This is a genomic window from Pedococcus sp. 5OH_020 (assembly GCF_027812955.1).
In the GTDB taxonomy this organism is placed as follows: Bacteria; Actinomycetota; Actinomycetes; order Actinomycetales; family Dermatophilaceae; genus Pedococcus.
In genome coordinates, this window is sequence record NZ_JAPYZV010000003.1 from 117,147 (window position 1) to 130,312 (window position 13,166).

The 13,166-nt window shown below is 72.1% G+C and carries 12 protein-coding genes; 11 read left to right on the forward strand and 1 reads right to left on the reverse strand.

Features of this window, described 5'->3' with window-relative positions; genetic code table 11:
• Positions 1-16 precede the first annotated feature (16 nt).
• Positions 17-1,480 (forward strand): C40 family peptidase, encoded by a 1,464-nt coding sequence (locus PHA84_RS06175; protein WP_270887226.1) that lies wholly within the window; start codon positions 17-19, stop codon positions 1,478-1,480.
• A 33-nt stretch (positions 1,481-1,513) separates the two neighbouring features.
• On the opposite strand, the gene PHA84_RS06180 is transcribed toward PHA84_RS06175, so the two are convergent.
• Positions 1,514-2,071 carry an inorganic diphosphatase gene (locus tag PHA84_RS06180; protein WP_270887227.1) on the reverse strand — a complete coding sequence of 186 codons (558 nt, stop codon included), beginning with the start codon at positions 2,069-2,071 and terminating at the stop codon, positions 1,514-1,516.
• Between the two features lie 88 nt (positions 2,072-2,159).
• On the opposite strand from PHA84_RS06180, the gene PHA84_RS06185 reads away from it, so the two are divergent.
• The 10 genes from PHA84_RS06185 to PHA84_RS06230 all read left to right on the forward strand — a co-directional run bounded on the left by PHA84_RS06185 (position 2,160) and on the right by PHA84_RS06230 (position 13,127).
• Complete coding sequence (locus tag PHA84_RS06185; protein WP_270887228.1) at positions 2,160-3,602, forward strand: D-alanyl-D-alanine carboxypeptidase/D-alanyl-D-alanine-endopeptidase; 1,443 nt, start codon at positions 2,160-2,162, stop codon at positions 3,600-3,602.
• Positions 3,603-3,616: 14 nt separating this feature from the next.
• The gene (locus PHA84_RS06190) at positions 3,617-4,705 is read left to right on the forward strand and encodes a zinc-dependent metalloprotease (protein WP_270887229.1); all 1,089 of its coding nucleotides are present in this window, start codon (positions 3,617-3,619) and stop codon (positions 4,703-4,705) included.
• Positions 4,706-4,731: 26 nt separating this feature from the next.
• Positions 4,732-5,712 carry a tRNA lysidine(34) synthetase TilS gene (gene tilS / locus PHA84_RS06195; protein ID WP_270887230.1) on the forward strand — a complete coding sequence of 327 codons (981 nt, stop codon included), beginning with the start codon at positions 4,732-4,734 and terminating at the stop codon, positions 5,710-5,712.
• Positions 5,713-5,786: 74 nt separating this feature from the next.
• Complete coding sequence (gene hpt, locus PHA84_RS06200; protein WP_270887231.1) at positions 5,787-6,338, forward strand: hypoxanthine phosphoribosyltransferase; 552 nt, start codon at positions 5,787-5,789, stop codon at positions 6,336-6,338.
• Positions 6,339-6,539: 201 nt separating this feature from the next.
• A complete protein-coding gene (gene ftsH / locus PHA84_RS06205; protein WP_270887232.1) occupies positions 6,540-8,636 on the forward strand; it encodes an ATP-dependent zinc metalloprotease FtsH in 2,097 nt (698 codons plus the stop codon).
• The gene (gene folE, locus PHA84_RS06210) at positions 8,626-9,216 is read left to right on the forward strand and encodes a GTP cyclohydrolase I FolE (protein WP_270887233.1); all 591 of its coding nucleotides are present in this window, start codon (positions 8,626-8,628) and stop codon (positions 9,214-9,216) included. Before ftsH ends, folE begins: the two co-directional genes overlap by 11 nt.
• Entirely contained in the window at positions 9,213-10,934 is a 1,722-nt protein-coding gene (locus PHA84_RS06215) for a phosphatidylglycerol lysyltransferase domain-containing protein (protein WP_270887234.1), read from the forward strand. The genes folE and PHA84_RS06215 overlap by 4 nt, the downstream gene beginning before the upstream one ends.
• Positions 10,931-11,785, forward strand: coding sequence for a dihydropteroate synthase (folP, locus tag PHA84_RS06220; protein WP_270887235.1), 855 nt, complete (start codon positions 10,931-10,933; stop codon positions 11,783-11,785). Before PHA84_RS06215 ends, folP begins: the two co-directional genes overlap by 4 nt.
• Positions 11,782-12,666 carry a 2-amino-4-hydroxy-6-hydroxymethyldihydropteridine diphosphokinase gene (folK, locus tag PHA84_RS06225; RefSeq protein ID WP_270887236.1) on the forward strand — a complete coding sequence of 295 codons (885 nt, stop codon included), beginning with the start codon at positions 11,782-11,784 and terminating at the stop codon, positions 12,664-12,666. Before folP ends, folK begins: the two co-directional genes overlap by 4 nt.
• On the forward strand, positions 12,663-13,127 hold the full coding sequence (locus PHA84_RS06230; RefSeq protein ID WP_270887237.1) for a DUF3180 domain-containing protein: 465 nt from the start codon (positions 12,663-12,665) through the stop codon (positions 13,125-13,127). Before folK ends, PHA84_RS06230 begins: the two co-directional genes overlap by 4 nt.
• Positions 13,128-13,166: the final 39 nt, after the last annotated feature.

Below are 13,166 nucleotides of genomic sequence, written 5' to 3' on the forward strand. Positions count from 1 at the left end.
AGAGAGGCATTTCCCCGTGCCCCGTACCGCCATTGTCTGCCGCGCGCTCCGCGCCGGTTCCGCGCTGTCGCTGGCCGGCGCGCTGGCCTTCTCGACCACCCTGACAGCGACGGCGGACCCCGGGCCCGTCTACCCCTCCAAGTCACAGGTGGACCACGCGAAGGCGGCCGTCACCGGCACTGCGGGGAAGATCTCGCTCCTCGACGGCCAGTACGCCGCGGCGAGCGCGCAGCTCGCCGACGTGGAGGACCGTGCGGCGGCTGCCGGGGAGGCGTACAACGGGGCGCGCTACGAGCTCGACCAGCGCACCGCCGAGACGGCGGCGGCCCGAAAGCGTGCGGCGGCGGCCCAGAAGGTGGCCGACGCGGCGAGCCTGGAGGTGCGCCGGTATGCCGCGAACGTCTACCAGCAGGGTGGCACCTTCGGCGAGCTACAGGCGTACCTCGACAGCAACGGTCCGCAGGACCTGATGGACCGAGCGACGGCGCTGGAGGCCGTGGGGGACGCGCGCGCCCGTTCCCTCCAGAAGGCGGAGGCGACCTCGGTCGTCGCGGCCACGCTGAAGCGCCAGGCGGATGACGCTCAAGCCGCGCAGGCGAAGGCCGCCGAGCAGGCGCAGCGCGCCCGCGACACGGCGCAGAGCCAGGCCGACCAGGCGCAGGTGGCTGCGACCCGGATCCAGCACGAACAGGCGGCGCTCGTCACGCAGCTGGCGACCCTCCGGAAGACCTCCGTGGACCTCGAGCGTCAGCGCCAGGACGGCCTCGCCGCAGCGGCGGCCGCACGGGCCGCCGCCGCCGAGGCGGCCCGGCAGGCACGCCTGGCCGCAGAGCGGGCAAGAGCCGCCAAGGACGCCGCTGCCCGGAAGACGGCCGAGCAGGCAGCGGCTCGCGCCGCCGCCGAGGCGCAGCGTCAGCGGGCGGCGGCTGTCGCGGCAGAGAAGGCGGCCGAGCGGGCGGCCAAGCTCGTTGCGAAGCCCGCGGCCAAGAGCCCGGTCCGGCCCAGGAAGTCCCCCGCAGCTCCCAGGACGCGCCCCCGACCGGCACCGAGACCGGCCCCCAGGCCCGCACCGAGCGAGCCGGCTCCGGTACGCCCGGACCCGGTCACGCCGCCGCCCTCCTCCGGAGGCGTGTCAGCCGTCATCGGCTACGCGCAGCAGCAGCTGGGCAAGCCCTACGGCTGGGGGGCTGCAGGTCCCGATGCGTTCGACTGCTCGGGCCTGACCATGCGGGCGTGGGCTCAGGCGGGTGTCTACCTCTCGCACTACACCGGTGCGCAGTGGGGTGAGACCGCCCGAGTGCCGATCAGCGACCTGCGCCCCGGAGACCTCGTCTTCTACGGCACGTCCGGTCCCGAGAGCCATCACGTCGGGCTCTACGTGGGCGGCGGTCAGATGATCGAGGCGCCCCACGCCGGCGCGAACGTCCGCTACGCCTCGATCTATCGGTCGGACCTTCTGCCGTACGCCGGGCGACCCTGACCACGGGCGCCCGAGGGGTGACCTGGCCCGGGATCACTCGGTAGGCGGCCTCGCGTCGGACATCGGCTCGGCGTGCACGTCGGGCATCCGCCAGCGCGCAGTCGTCATGCCGGCGGCCTTCGCCCGGTCGATGGCCTCGTGGACGACCTGCTCCGCCTCTACGCGGCCGCCCCAGTGCGCGCCCTCCACGGACTTGCCGGGCTCGAGGTCCTTGTAGGTCTCGAAGAAGTGCTGGATCTCCAGACGGTCGAACTCGCTGACCTGGTCCAGCTCGCTGAGGTGCGCCTGCCGCGGGTCGCCCGCCGGCACGCACAGGATCTTGTCGTCGCCGCCGGCCTCGTCCCGCATGTGGAACATCCCGATCGGCCGTGCCCGGACCAGGCAGCCGGGGAACGTCGGCTCCTCCAGGAGCACCAGCGCGTCGAGAGGGTCGCCGTCCTCGCCGAGGCTGTCCTCGACGTACCCGTAGTCGGCCGGGTACCGGGTCGAGGTGAAGAGCAGGCGGTCGAGCCGGATGCGCCCGGTCTCGTGGTCCACCTCGTACTTGTTCCGGTGCCCCTTGGGGATCTCGATGGTGACGTCGAACTCCACGACAGTGCCTTCCGTTGTCCGCGCACCTATGTCCTAGGCTCGCCGCCAAGTGTCCCGTATGACGCAAGTCCAGGCCGGAGGGGGTCGCGTGCGTCGCTCCCACGCCGTCGCCGGCATCCTCGCGGCCCTCCTGCTCGGGTATGGCGCGCTCGACGTCTACGACGTCGTACCGGGCGTCCTGACGCGGGACCAGCCGGTGCCCGCCCCGACGCAGGCCGCCCCGACGGCGGGCCGGACGGCGGGACCGTCGGTGACCGTTCCCACGGTCGACGCGGCCGCCGCGCCGCTACGGCCGGCCTCGGCGTCCGCCCCCATCCCGGACCCGGCCGCAGTGGCGGCGCACCTGCGCGCCGTGCTCCGGGACCCTGGTCTGGGGCCGGCGCCCGGCGTCGTGGTCCGCGACGCCTTCACAGGCCAGGTCCTGCTGGAGCGCGGTGAGGACCGCCCCCGGGTGCCCGCCTCGACGGCCAAGCTGCTCACGGCGTTGGCGGTCGGCACCACCCTCGACCCCCATGCCGCGTTCCCCACCACGGTCGTGCGAGGGGCCGGGGCGAGTGACATCGTCCTCGTCGCCGGCGGGGACACCATGCTGGCCGGAGGGAAGGGGGACCCCACGGCAGTGGAGGGCCACGCGGGGCTGGGTGACCTGGCCGGCCAGGTGGCGCAGGCCCTGCTTCCCACCGGCACGTCGACGGTCCGCCTGCGCCTCGACACGAGCTACGCGCGCGGCGCGCGCTGGGCGCCGGGATGGGCCGAGGCCGACATCGCGGCCGGCTACACCGGCGGAGTGTCCATGCTCGGGCTCGCCGGCCAGCGCGCCGTGCCGGGCAAGCCCGCGCCACGGGACCCGGAGGCGGCCACAGCCGCCGCGTTCGTCGCCGCGCTCGCCCAGCTGGGGATCACTGCGAAGCTGATGCCGCAGGGCACGTGGTCCACACCGGCCCCGGCCGGTGCTGCCGTGCTCGGCCGGGTCGAGTCCGCGCCGGTCGGCGACGTCCTCGCGCTCTCGCTGGACGACAGCGACAACGCGCTCACCGAGGGCCTGGCCCGGCAGGCGGCCGTCAAGGCCGGAGACGCGCCCACCTTCGCCGCCGCCGTCGCCTTCGTCAGGCGTGCCGTTGCGGGCAAGGGGGTCGACCTGACCGGGACCACCTTGAAGGACACGAGCGGACTCACCCCTGGCCAGGCCATCCCGCCGCGCGTGCTGTCCGACGTGCTCCAGCTCGGGACGGACGGCTCCCTGCCGTCCCTTCAGGACACGGTGGCCCGGCTCCCTGTCGCGGGTCTCAGCGGCACCCTTCACGACCGCTTCCTGGCGAGGAACACCCATGCGGTGGCCGGGATCGCGCGGGCCAAGACGGGCACGCTGACCGGGGCCAGCGCGATGGCCGGCACAGTGATCGACGCCGACGGCAGGATCCTGTCCTACGTGGTCCTGGCCGACCGCCTTCCCGCTGGGGTCGGAACCCTGACGGCGAGGGCGGCGTTGGACCGGTTCGTGGCGGCGCTCGCGACGTGTGGATGCGGCTGACCTACGGTGAGGGGATGACCATGCCGGAGACCCACCAGCCGTCCAGCGACCAGTCCTCGACCGGCGGCTACGTCGACTGGCAGTTCGCCAAGGCCGCAGGAGCCAAGCTGGTCGCGCCGGGTCCCAAGGTGACCGCCGCGGAGGCCGAGCAGGTGGTCACCGAGGTTCGTCAGGCCGCGCTGCGCGCCCAGCAGCCGGTCGCCGACACCGCTCGGCTGCATGCCCCCGGTGACGCGCCGGGACCCATCGTGGTGGACCGTGCGACCTGGATCGCCCTCAACGCCGACTCGATGGCGGCGCTCATGAACCCGGTCCTGGGCAAGCTCGCGGACCGGCAGAAGGCTGCGCCGAGCGAGGCGGTCAAGGCCATCGGTGGCAAGGTCACCGGTGGTGAGGCCGGCGCCCTCCTGGCCTTCATGGCGAGCAAGGTGCTGGGACAGTACGACCTCGCGCCCGAGGGCACCCCGCGGCTGATGCTGGTGGCACCCAACCTCGTGCAGGTCGAGCGTGAGCTGGATCTCGACCCGTCCGACTTCAGGCTGTGGGTCTGCATGCACGAGGAGACGCACCGCGTGCAGTTCACCGCCGTTCCGTGGCTTCGCGACCACATGGTGGAGCGGATCCGGACGCTGGCCACCGACCTCGTCCCCGACCCCACGACGCTTCAGGACACCCTCGCCAGGCTCGGTAGGCAGCTGCCCGACGCCCTGCGAAGCGGTGGAGCCGGGCTCACCGACCTCATCACCTCCCCGGAGCAGCGGGCCCAGCTGGCCGAGGTGACCGCGGTGATGTCGCTGCTCGAGGGCCACGCCGACGTCGTGATGGACGCCGTCGGCCCCGCGGTGATCCCCTCGGTGGCGCAGATCCGGCGGAGGTTCGACGAGCGCCGCAAGGGCGTCGGGGCCTTCGACAGGATGTTGCGGCGCCTGCTGGGGCTGGAGGCGAAGATGCGCCAGTACCGCGACGGTGCGGTCTTCGTCCGTGCCGTCGTGGACGCCGTCGGCACCGATGGGCTGAACCGGGTCTGGGAGTCGCCGGAGACGCTGCCCAAGCCGTCGGAGATCGAGACGCCCTCCGCGTGGGTCGCCAGAGTCCACGGCTGAGCGGGTGAGTCGCAGGTGAGGTACCGGTGAGCGGTCCGGACCCCACCACGGCGGCCGTCCGGTCCGCTGTGCGAGTCGTGCTGGCCGAGTGCGACCCGGGCGACCTGGTACTGGTGGCGTGCAGTGGAGGGGCGGACTCCCTGGCTCTGGCGGCGGCCACGGCGTTCGAGGCGCCCCGCCTTGCCATGCGGTACGGGGCCGTCGTGGTCGACCACGCGCTGCAGAGGGAGTCTGCGACCGTCGCGGCGGACGCCGCCGAGACCTGTCGGGCGCTGGGCTTCGAGCCGGTGGACGTCGCCCGCGTCGAGGTGCCGGGGACCGCTCAGGGCCTGGAGGCAGCGGCGCGGTCCGCGCGCTACGAGGCCCTGGAAGCCGCCGCCGAGCTGCACGGTGCCCGCCTGTTGCTGCTAGGACACACTCTCGACGACCAGGCCGAGCAGGTGCTCCTGGGGCTCACGAGGGGTGCCGGCGCACGCTCTCTGGCCGGGATGCCGCGCGCCCGCGGGCGCCTTCGGCGGCCGTTGCTCGGTATCCCTCGGTCGGCGACCCGGAGGTCGGTCGAGTCGGCGGGCCTGGCCTGGTGGGACGACCCGATGAACGAGGACCCTTCGTTCACCAGGGTGAGGGCGCGCCGGGCCCTGGCCGATCTGGAGCGTGACCTCGGACCTGGCGTGACGGCGGCCCTGGCGCGCAGTGCGGACCTGCTTCGCGACGACGCGGACGAGCTCGACCACCTGGCCGAGGAGGCGGTCACGGCCCTGGGTCCCGGTCCCTGGGACGTCGCGGCGCTCGCCGAGCTGCCGCGCGCCACCCGCACGCGGGTCTGGCGGCGCCTGGCCCTGGCGGCCGGCGCACCCGCCGGGCAGCTGAGCACGCGGCATACCGAGGCCTGCGACGCGCTGCTCACGCGCTGGCACGGGCAGGGGCCGGTCAGCCTGCCCGGTCCGCTGCACGCGGTGCGCTCGGGCGGCCGGGTATCGCTGGCCCCGCCGGCTCCGGTTGAATAGGCGCCCGGAGGCCGCCCGACCGACGGCCTGCACGTTCGTCGTCCGATGTCACCGATGCCACCAGGAGCTGAGCCGTGGACGCTGCCCACATGGGAGCCGACCTCCAGAAGGTCCTCATCACCGAGGAGCAGATCCACTCCCGGCTGGAGGAGCTGGCCGGGCAGATCTGGACGGAGTACGAGGGCAAGGACCTGCTCCTCGTCGGAGTCCTCAAGGGTGCGGTCATGGTGATGGCAGACCTCTCCCGTGCCCTTCCGGGGACGGCTCCGGTCGACTGGATGGCGGTGTCGTCGTATGGCTCGGGCACCAAGTCCTCGGGCGTCGTGCGCATCCTGAAGGACCTCGACACGGACATCTCCGGCAAGCACGTCCTCATCGTGGAGGACATCGTCGACTCCGGTCTGACCCTCTCCTGGATCCGCGCCAACCTCGAGTCCCGCTCGCCCGCGTCGGTCGAGATCTGCACATTGCTGCGCAAGCCTGAAGCGGCCAAGGTGGAGATCGACGTCAAGTGGGTGGGGTTCGACATCCCCAACGAGTTCGTCGTGGGGTACGGGCTCGACTACGCGGAGCAGTACCGGAACCTGCGGGTCGTCGGCACGCTGGCGCCACACGTCTACGCCTGAGGCAGTCCACGGGCCGCCTGACGGTGTCCACGGGCCGAACGGCCGCGGCGCCGACGGAACACCGGGCCGGTCCGGGTCGTTGTCCAGCACGAACCGCGGCAGACCCGCCGTAGTACCGTCGTCGTAGAGCCTCCTCCAGGCCGGGGGCGGCACAGAGCCTGATCGAGCAGGAGGCACGGGGCTGCCAGCCCCGCTACACACATGGACTTCAAGCGCATCCTTCGGGCCCCGCTGTTCTGGGTCGTGGCCATCATCGCGATCACGCTGATGGTCTTCACCATCGGCGAGGGCAGCGGCTACACCCGCATCGACACCTCTGCGGCCCAGCAGCTGATCACGCAGAAGAAGGTCGAGCGCGCCGTCGTCACGAACAACGAGGTCGTCGACCTGGACCTCAAGAAGGGCGAGACGTACTCGGACGGCAAGAACATCAAGGACGCCACCAAGGTCCGGACGCAGTACGTCGAGGCGGCCGGCCCCGCGATGATCCAGCTGCTCCAGGACAACCCGCCGCCCGGGGGCACGAACCAGGCCATCAAGGACACGAACCCGATCGTCTCGCTGCTCGGGTCCCTCCTGCCGATCATCATCCTGCTGGCACTGTTCTGGTTCCTGATGAACCAGATGCAGGGCGGCGGCTCGCGGGTCATGCAGTTCGGCAAGTCGCGGGCCAAGCTCGCCACGAAGGACACCCCGAAGGTCACGTTCTCCGACGTGGCGGGTGCCGACGAGGCGGTGGAGGAGCTCCACGAGATCAAGGAGTTCCTCTCCGAGCCCGCGAAGTTCCTGGCCGTCGGGGCGAAGATCCCCAAGGGAGTCCTGCTCTACGGTCCTCCCGGCACCGGTAAGACCCTGCTGGCGCGGGCAGTGGCGGGGGAGGCCGGAGTCCCGTTCTACTCCATCTCCGGTTCCGACTTCGTCGAGATGTTCGTCGGCGTCGGCGCCTCCCGCGTCCGCGACCTGTTCGAGCAGGCCAAGGCCAACGCGCCTGCCATCGTCTTCGTCGACGAGATCGACGCCGTGGGCCGACACCGCGGCGCCGGGCTCGGCGGGGGCCACGACGAGCGCGAGCAGACGCTGAACCAGCTGCTCGTCGAGATGGACGGCTTCGACGTCAAGACCAACGTCATCCTCATCGCCGCGACCAACCGCCCGGACATCCTCGACCCGGCGCTGCTGCGCCCAGGGCGGTTCGACCGCCAGATCGCGGTGGAGGCGCCGGACATGATCGGCCGGCACCGCATCCTCGAGGTCCACGGGCAGGGCAAGCCCATGGCGTCCGGCGTCGACCTCCTGGCCGTCGCCCGGCGTACCCCGGGCTTCACCGGTGCCGACCTCGCGAACGTGCTCAACGAGGCGGCGCTGCTCACCGCGCGCAGCGACAAGAAGCTCATCGACGACGCCGCGCTCGACGAGGCCATCGACCGGGTCATCGCCGGACCCCAGAAGCGCACCCGGATCATGTCCGCCAAGGAGCGCAAGATCACGGCATACCACGAGGGTGGCCACGCGCTGGTCGCGGCGTCGCTGAACCACACCGACCCCGTCACCAAGGTGACGATCCTGCCGCGCGGTCGCGCCCTGGGGTACACGATGGTGATGCCCACGGACGACAAGTACTCGACCACGCGCAACGAGATCCTCGACCAGCTGGCCTACGCGATGGGTGGACGCGTCGCGGAGGAGGTCGTCTTCCACGACCCCACGACCGGCGCGGCCAACGACATCGAGAAGGCCACCAGCTTGGCCCGCAAGATGGTCACCGAGTACGGCATGAGCGAGCGCGTAGGGGCCATCAAGCTGGGCCAGAGCCAGGGCGAGGTCTTCCTCGGCCGCGACATGGGCCACCAGCGCGACTACAGCGAGGACGTCGCCGGCGTCGTCGACGAAGAGGTGCGCAAGCTCATCGACAACGCGCACGACGAGGCCTGGCACGTCATCAACGACAACCGGGACATCCTCGACAGGCTCGTCCTGGACCTGCTCGAGCAAGAGACGCTCAACGCCAAGGAGCTCGCCGCCCTGTTCGCCCCGGTGCGCAAGCGGCCCCTGCGGCCCACCTGGCTGTCCAGCGAGACCCGGTTCCTTTCGGACCAGCCGCCCGTACTCACCCCCGCCGAGCGCGCAGCGCAGAACGGCAACGGGACCTCGTCCCTCCAGTCCGCCGGCTCGGACCGTCAGACGGCCGAGGCCATCGAGAAGGCGGCCGAGGCCGGTGCCGTGAAGCAGGACGAGCACCCGCCGACCCAGGTGATCGAGGTGCCCGAGGGTGGCCAGGTCGACCCCGATGGGCACTGACGCCGCTCACGTGATCGACCACGCGCGGGCCGAGGCGGCCGTGCGTGAGCTGCTGCTCGCCGTGGGGGAGGACCCCGACCGCGACGGCCTGGTGGAGACACCCGCGCGAGTGGCGCGCGCCTACGGGGAGTTCTTCGCGGGGCTCCGGATGGACCCCGCGGCGGTGCTGTCCAAGACGTTCGAGATCGACCACGACGAGATGATCCTCGTGCGCGACATCGAGGTCTACAGCATGTGCGAGCACCACCTGGTGCCGTTCCATGGCGTCGCCCACGTCGGCTACATCCCCGGGGCCGACGGCAAGGTCACCGGGCTCTCGAAGATCGCCCGGCTCGTGGAGATGTATGCCCGTCGCCCGCAGGTCCAGGAGCGTCTGACCACCCAGGTGGCCGACGCCCTGTGCGAGCACCTCGGCACCCAGGGGGTGATCGTGGTCGTGGAGTGCGAGCACCTGTGCATGTCGATGCGCGGCATCCGCAAACCGGGGTCCCGCACCATCACGTCCGCGGTGCGCGGGCAGCTGCGCAACCCGGCCACGCGCGCGGAGGCGATGTCCCTGCTCCTGGGGGGCAAGCGGTGACCCGACGCGAACTGACGCGTCCGACGAGCACCGCCACCCCCGGCATCCTGAGCCCCGACAGGGCGCCGCGACTCCTCGGCAACCTGACGTACCTCATCGGCTTTCTCGACCTGCTGACCGGCCTGCTGCACACCTGGCGCGTGCGGCTGCACCTGGTCACCGAGGTCGTGCCCGGCGCCCTGACCGACGCCGCCGCCGCCGCGACGGTGGTGTCCGGCATCTTCCTCATCGTGCTCGGTCACTCGCTCAAGCGCCGTAAGCGCAGAGCATGGCGGGCCGCGGTGGCGCTCCTGGCACTCTCGGTGGCCCTGCACGCGGTCAAGACCGAGCCGGTCTCGGCGGTCATCTCCGTGCTGGGCCTCGCCTTGCTGGTCCGCCAGCGTCGCGGCTTCTACGCGCTCGGGGACCCCTCGACGCGCTGGCGTGCGGTCCGCGCCTTCGCCGTGTTGCTCGTCGTCTCGATAGGGATCGGGACCGCCGTCATCTGGCTCAACCGCCGAGACATCGCCGGCGGGATGCCGGCACCCACCGCGCTGGCGGGCGAGCTGGTGCTGGGGGCCGTCGGCTCCGACGGCCCGCTGCGGTTCACCGCCGACCGGTCCGCGGACATCGTCGGCTCCCTGCTCCTCGGCCTGGGCCTGATGACCCTGGTCACGCCGGTGTACCTCGCCCTTCGAGCACCGGAGCCACGCCCGGAGCTGACCGCCGAGGACGAGGCCCGGCTGCGGAGTCTCATGACGAGGCACGACGACTCCCTCGCCTACTTCAACACCCGTCGCGACAAGAGCATCACCTGGTCGCCGAGCGGCAAGTCGGCGATCGCCTACCGGGTCGTCTCCGGAGTGATGCTCGCCAGCGGTGACCCCATCGGCGACCCCGAGGCGTGGCCCGGCGCGATCCGGTCGTTCCTGGACGCCGCGGTGGCCCACGCGTGGACGCCCGCGGTGCTCGGCTGCTCAGAGCGCGCCGGCACCGTGTGGGTGCGCGAGACCGGCTTCACCGCCTTGGAGCTCGGGGACGAGGCAGTGGTCGACGCCACGACGTTCGGCCTCCAGGGCCGGCCGATGCGCAACGTACGCCAGATGGTGGGCCGCATCGCCAAGGCCGGGTATGTGGTGGAGATCAGCCGCGTCCGTGACCTGCCGGCAGGCATGCGCGCGCAGGCCATGGAGGACGCGGCCGCCTGGCGCTCCACCGACACCGAACGCGGCTTCTCCATGGCGCTGGGACGCCTGCTCGACCCCTGCGACCCCGACTGCATACTCGTGGCCGCACGACAGGACGGAGTCGTGCGCGCGTTCCTCCAGTTCGTGCCCTGGGGGACGGACGGGATGTCTCTGGACGTGATGCGCCGCGACTCCTCCGCCGAGGCCGGCGTCAACGAGCTCATGATCGCGGAGGCGCTGCGGCTGGCCCCCTCGCTGGGCATCAAACGCGTATCACTCAACTTCGCGGCCTTCCGCTCGAGCCTCGAGCGCGGCGAGCGACTGGGGGCCGGCCCGGTGCTGAGGCTGTGGCGACGCCTGCTGCTGTTCGCCTCCCGCTGGCTCCAGATCGAGAGCCTGTACCGGTTCAACGCCAAGTTCCACCCGACCTGGCAGCCGCGGTTCCTCGTCTACCCCACCGCGGCCGACCTGCCACGCGTCGCGCTGGCGGCCCTGCAGGCCGAGGCCTTCCTGGTGTGGCCGAAGCTGGGCCGGCTCGGCTGGCCACGATGAGCGGCACAACGCTGCGCTGGCCGCTGCGGCGCGCGGACGGCCTGCCCGTGGTCATGGGGGTGGTGAACGTGACCCCAGACTCGTTCAGCGACGGCGGTGAGTGGTTCGAGACGTCGGCCGCCATCCAGCACGGTCGTGAGCTCGTGGCGCAGGGGGCGGACATCTTGGACGTGGGAGGCGAGTCGACCAGGCCAGGCGCCGCGCGGCCCTCCACGGCCGAGGAGCTGCGCCGCGTACTGCCGGTGGTGGAGTCCCTCGCCGGCGACGGCGCGATGGTTTCTGTCGACACCATGCGCGCGGAGGTCGCACAGGCGGCGCTCGAGGCGGGCGCGGCCATCGTCAACGACGTCAGCTCAGGGCTCGCCGATCCCGCGATGGTGCCGCTGGTGGTCCGCTGCGACGTGCCGTTCGTGGCGATGCACTGGCGGGGCCACAGCGCCGACATGCAGTCGCGGGCCGTCTACGACAACGTCGTCGCGGAGGTCTGTGACGAGCTGTCGAAGCGCGCCGCCGCCCTCGTGTCCCAGGGGATGTCGCGGGACCGGCTCGTGCTCGACCCTGGCTTCGGCTTCGCCAAGCTGGCCGCCCACAACTGGACCTTGCTGCGCCACCTCGACAGGGTGCTCGGCCTCGGCTACCCGGTGCTCGTGGGCACCTCGCGCAAGGCGTTCCTCGGCAGGCTCGGGGTCCCGGCCGGTCACCCGCCGCGACCTGCGCACGAGCGGGACAGCGCGACGGCCGCCACCTCCATCCACGCCGCCCGCCTGGGCGCGTGGGGCGTCAGAGTTCACCATGTCCGGTCCACGCTCGACGCCCTTCGCACCGCGCGCGCCATCCAGGAGGCCCCATGACAGACCAGATCGTCCTGAAGGGCATCTGCGCGCGCGGCCGACACGGCGTGCTGGACTTCGAGAAGCGCGACGGCCAGACCTTCGTCGTCGACGTCACGATGTACCTCGACCTCGCCCCGGCCGGGTCCAGCGACGACCTGGCCGACACGGTGAACTACGCTGAGGTGGCCGGGGATGTCGTGGCCCTCGTCGAGGGAGAGCCGCTCGACCTCATCGAGGCTCTGGCCGCGCGGATCGCGGACCGCGTGCTGTCCCGGCCCCTGGTGGAGGCCGTCGAGGTGGTGGTCCACAAGCCCGAGGCGCCGGTCGGCCATCCGTTCACCGACGTGCAGGTCCGGGTGGCCCGGGAACGTCAGGCGCCGGTGGTGATCGCCCTGGGTTCCAACCTCGGGGAGTCGGTGGAGAACCTGCACGACGCCACCATCGCGCTCTACGGGCTGATCGACATCGTGGAGGTCTCACCGGTGGTGGAGACGGACCCAGTCGGCGGCCCGGACCAGCCGCCATACCTCAACGCGGTCGTGACCGGGACGACCCACCTGGCCCCGTCCTCCCTGCTCAGCGGGCTGCATGACATCGAGCGGGCTCAGGGACGGACGCGCGAGGTGCGCTGGGGACCGCGCACGCTGGACCTCGACCTCATCCAGTACGGCGACCCGGTCTTCGACACGGACGTCCGGATGGACACCGCGAACCTGACGCTTCCGCACCCCCGCGCCCACCAGCGCGCCTTCGTCCTGGTGCCATGGCTCCAGGCCGAGCCGGAGGCCGCTCTGCGCGTCGACGGGCAGGTGCGGCGAGTCGCCGACCTGGTCAGCGGCCTGGACACCTCCGGGGTGCGTCCCGGGCCCGACGTGGACCTGCTGGAGGGACCGTGGTGAACGAAGGACGGGGCCTTCGCTGGTCGCAGCTCGCCGCCATCACGGTCGTCGTGGGCGTGATCGCCTGGATGGGCTGGCGGCTGTACCTCAACCGCGGTCACCTGCTCGGTCCCGCGTCGTGGGTGTCGTCGGTGCTCATCGTCGTCATGGCGATCCTCGTGGTGGCCGCCGGGCTGCCGGTCCGCCGGTTCCTGCGTGGCGAGGCGCGCCGGCCGCTCAGCCCGATCAGGGCGGCGCGCACGCTCGTGCTCGCGCAGGCCGCCGCGCTCACCGGCGCGGCGGTGCTGGGCTGGTACGCCGCGCAGGCGGCTCACGCCATCTCGGACCTGGACCTGCCGGGGTACCGGGACCTCCTGTGGCGGCTGCTGGCGCTGTGCGTCGCCGCTCTGGTGCTCACCGCAGCGGGCATGCTGACGCAGCGGATGTGCCGCGTGGAACCTCCCGAGGACGACACCGACTGAGCCCACTCGCGACTTTGTATGCGAAAGACCGGTCCCGGG

Coding starts and splice junctions, on each gene's coding strand:
- PHA84_RS06190 (WP_270887229.1), top strand. CDS start 3,617: ATGACCATGCCGGAGACCCACCAGCCGTCCAGCGACCAGTCCTCGACC.
- ftsH (WP_270887232.1), top strand. CDS start 6,540: ATGGACTTCAAGCGCATCCTTCGGGCCCCGCTGTTCTGGGTCGTGGCC.
- folE (WP_270887233.1), top strand. CDS start 8,626: ATGGGCACTGACGCCGCTCACGTGATCGACCACGCGCGGGCCGAGGCG.
- folP (WP_270887235.1), top strand. CDS start 10,931: ATGAGCGGCACAACGCTGCGCTGGCCGCTGCGGCGCGCGGACGGCCTG.
- folK (WP_270887236.1), top strand. CDS start 11,782: ATGACAGACCAGATCGTCCTGAAGGGCATCTGCGCGCGCGGCCGACAC.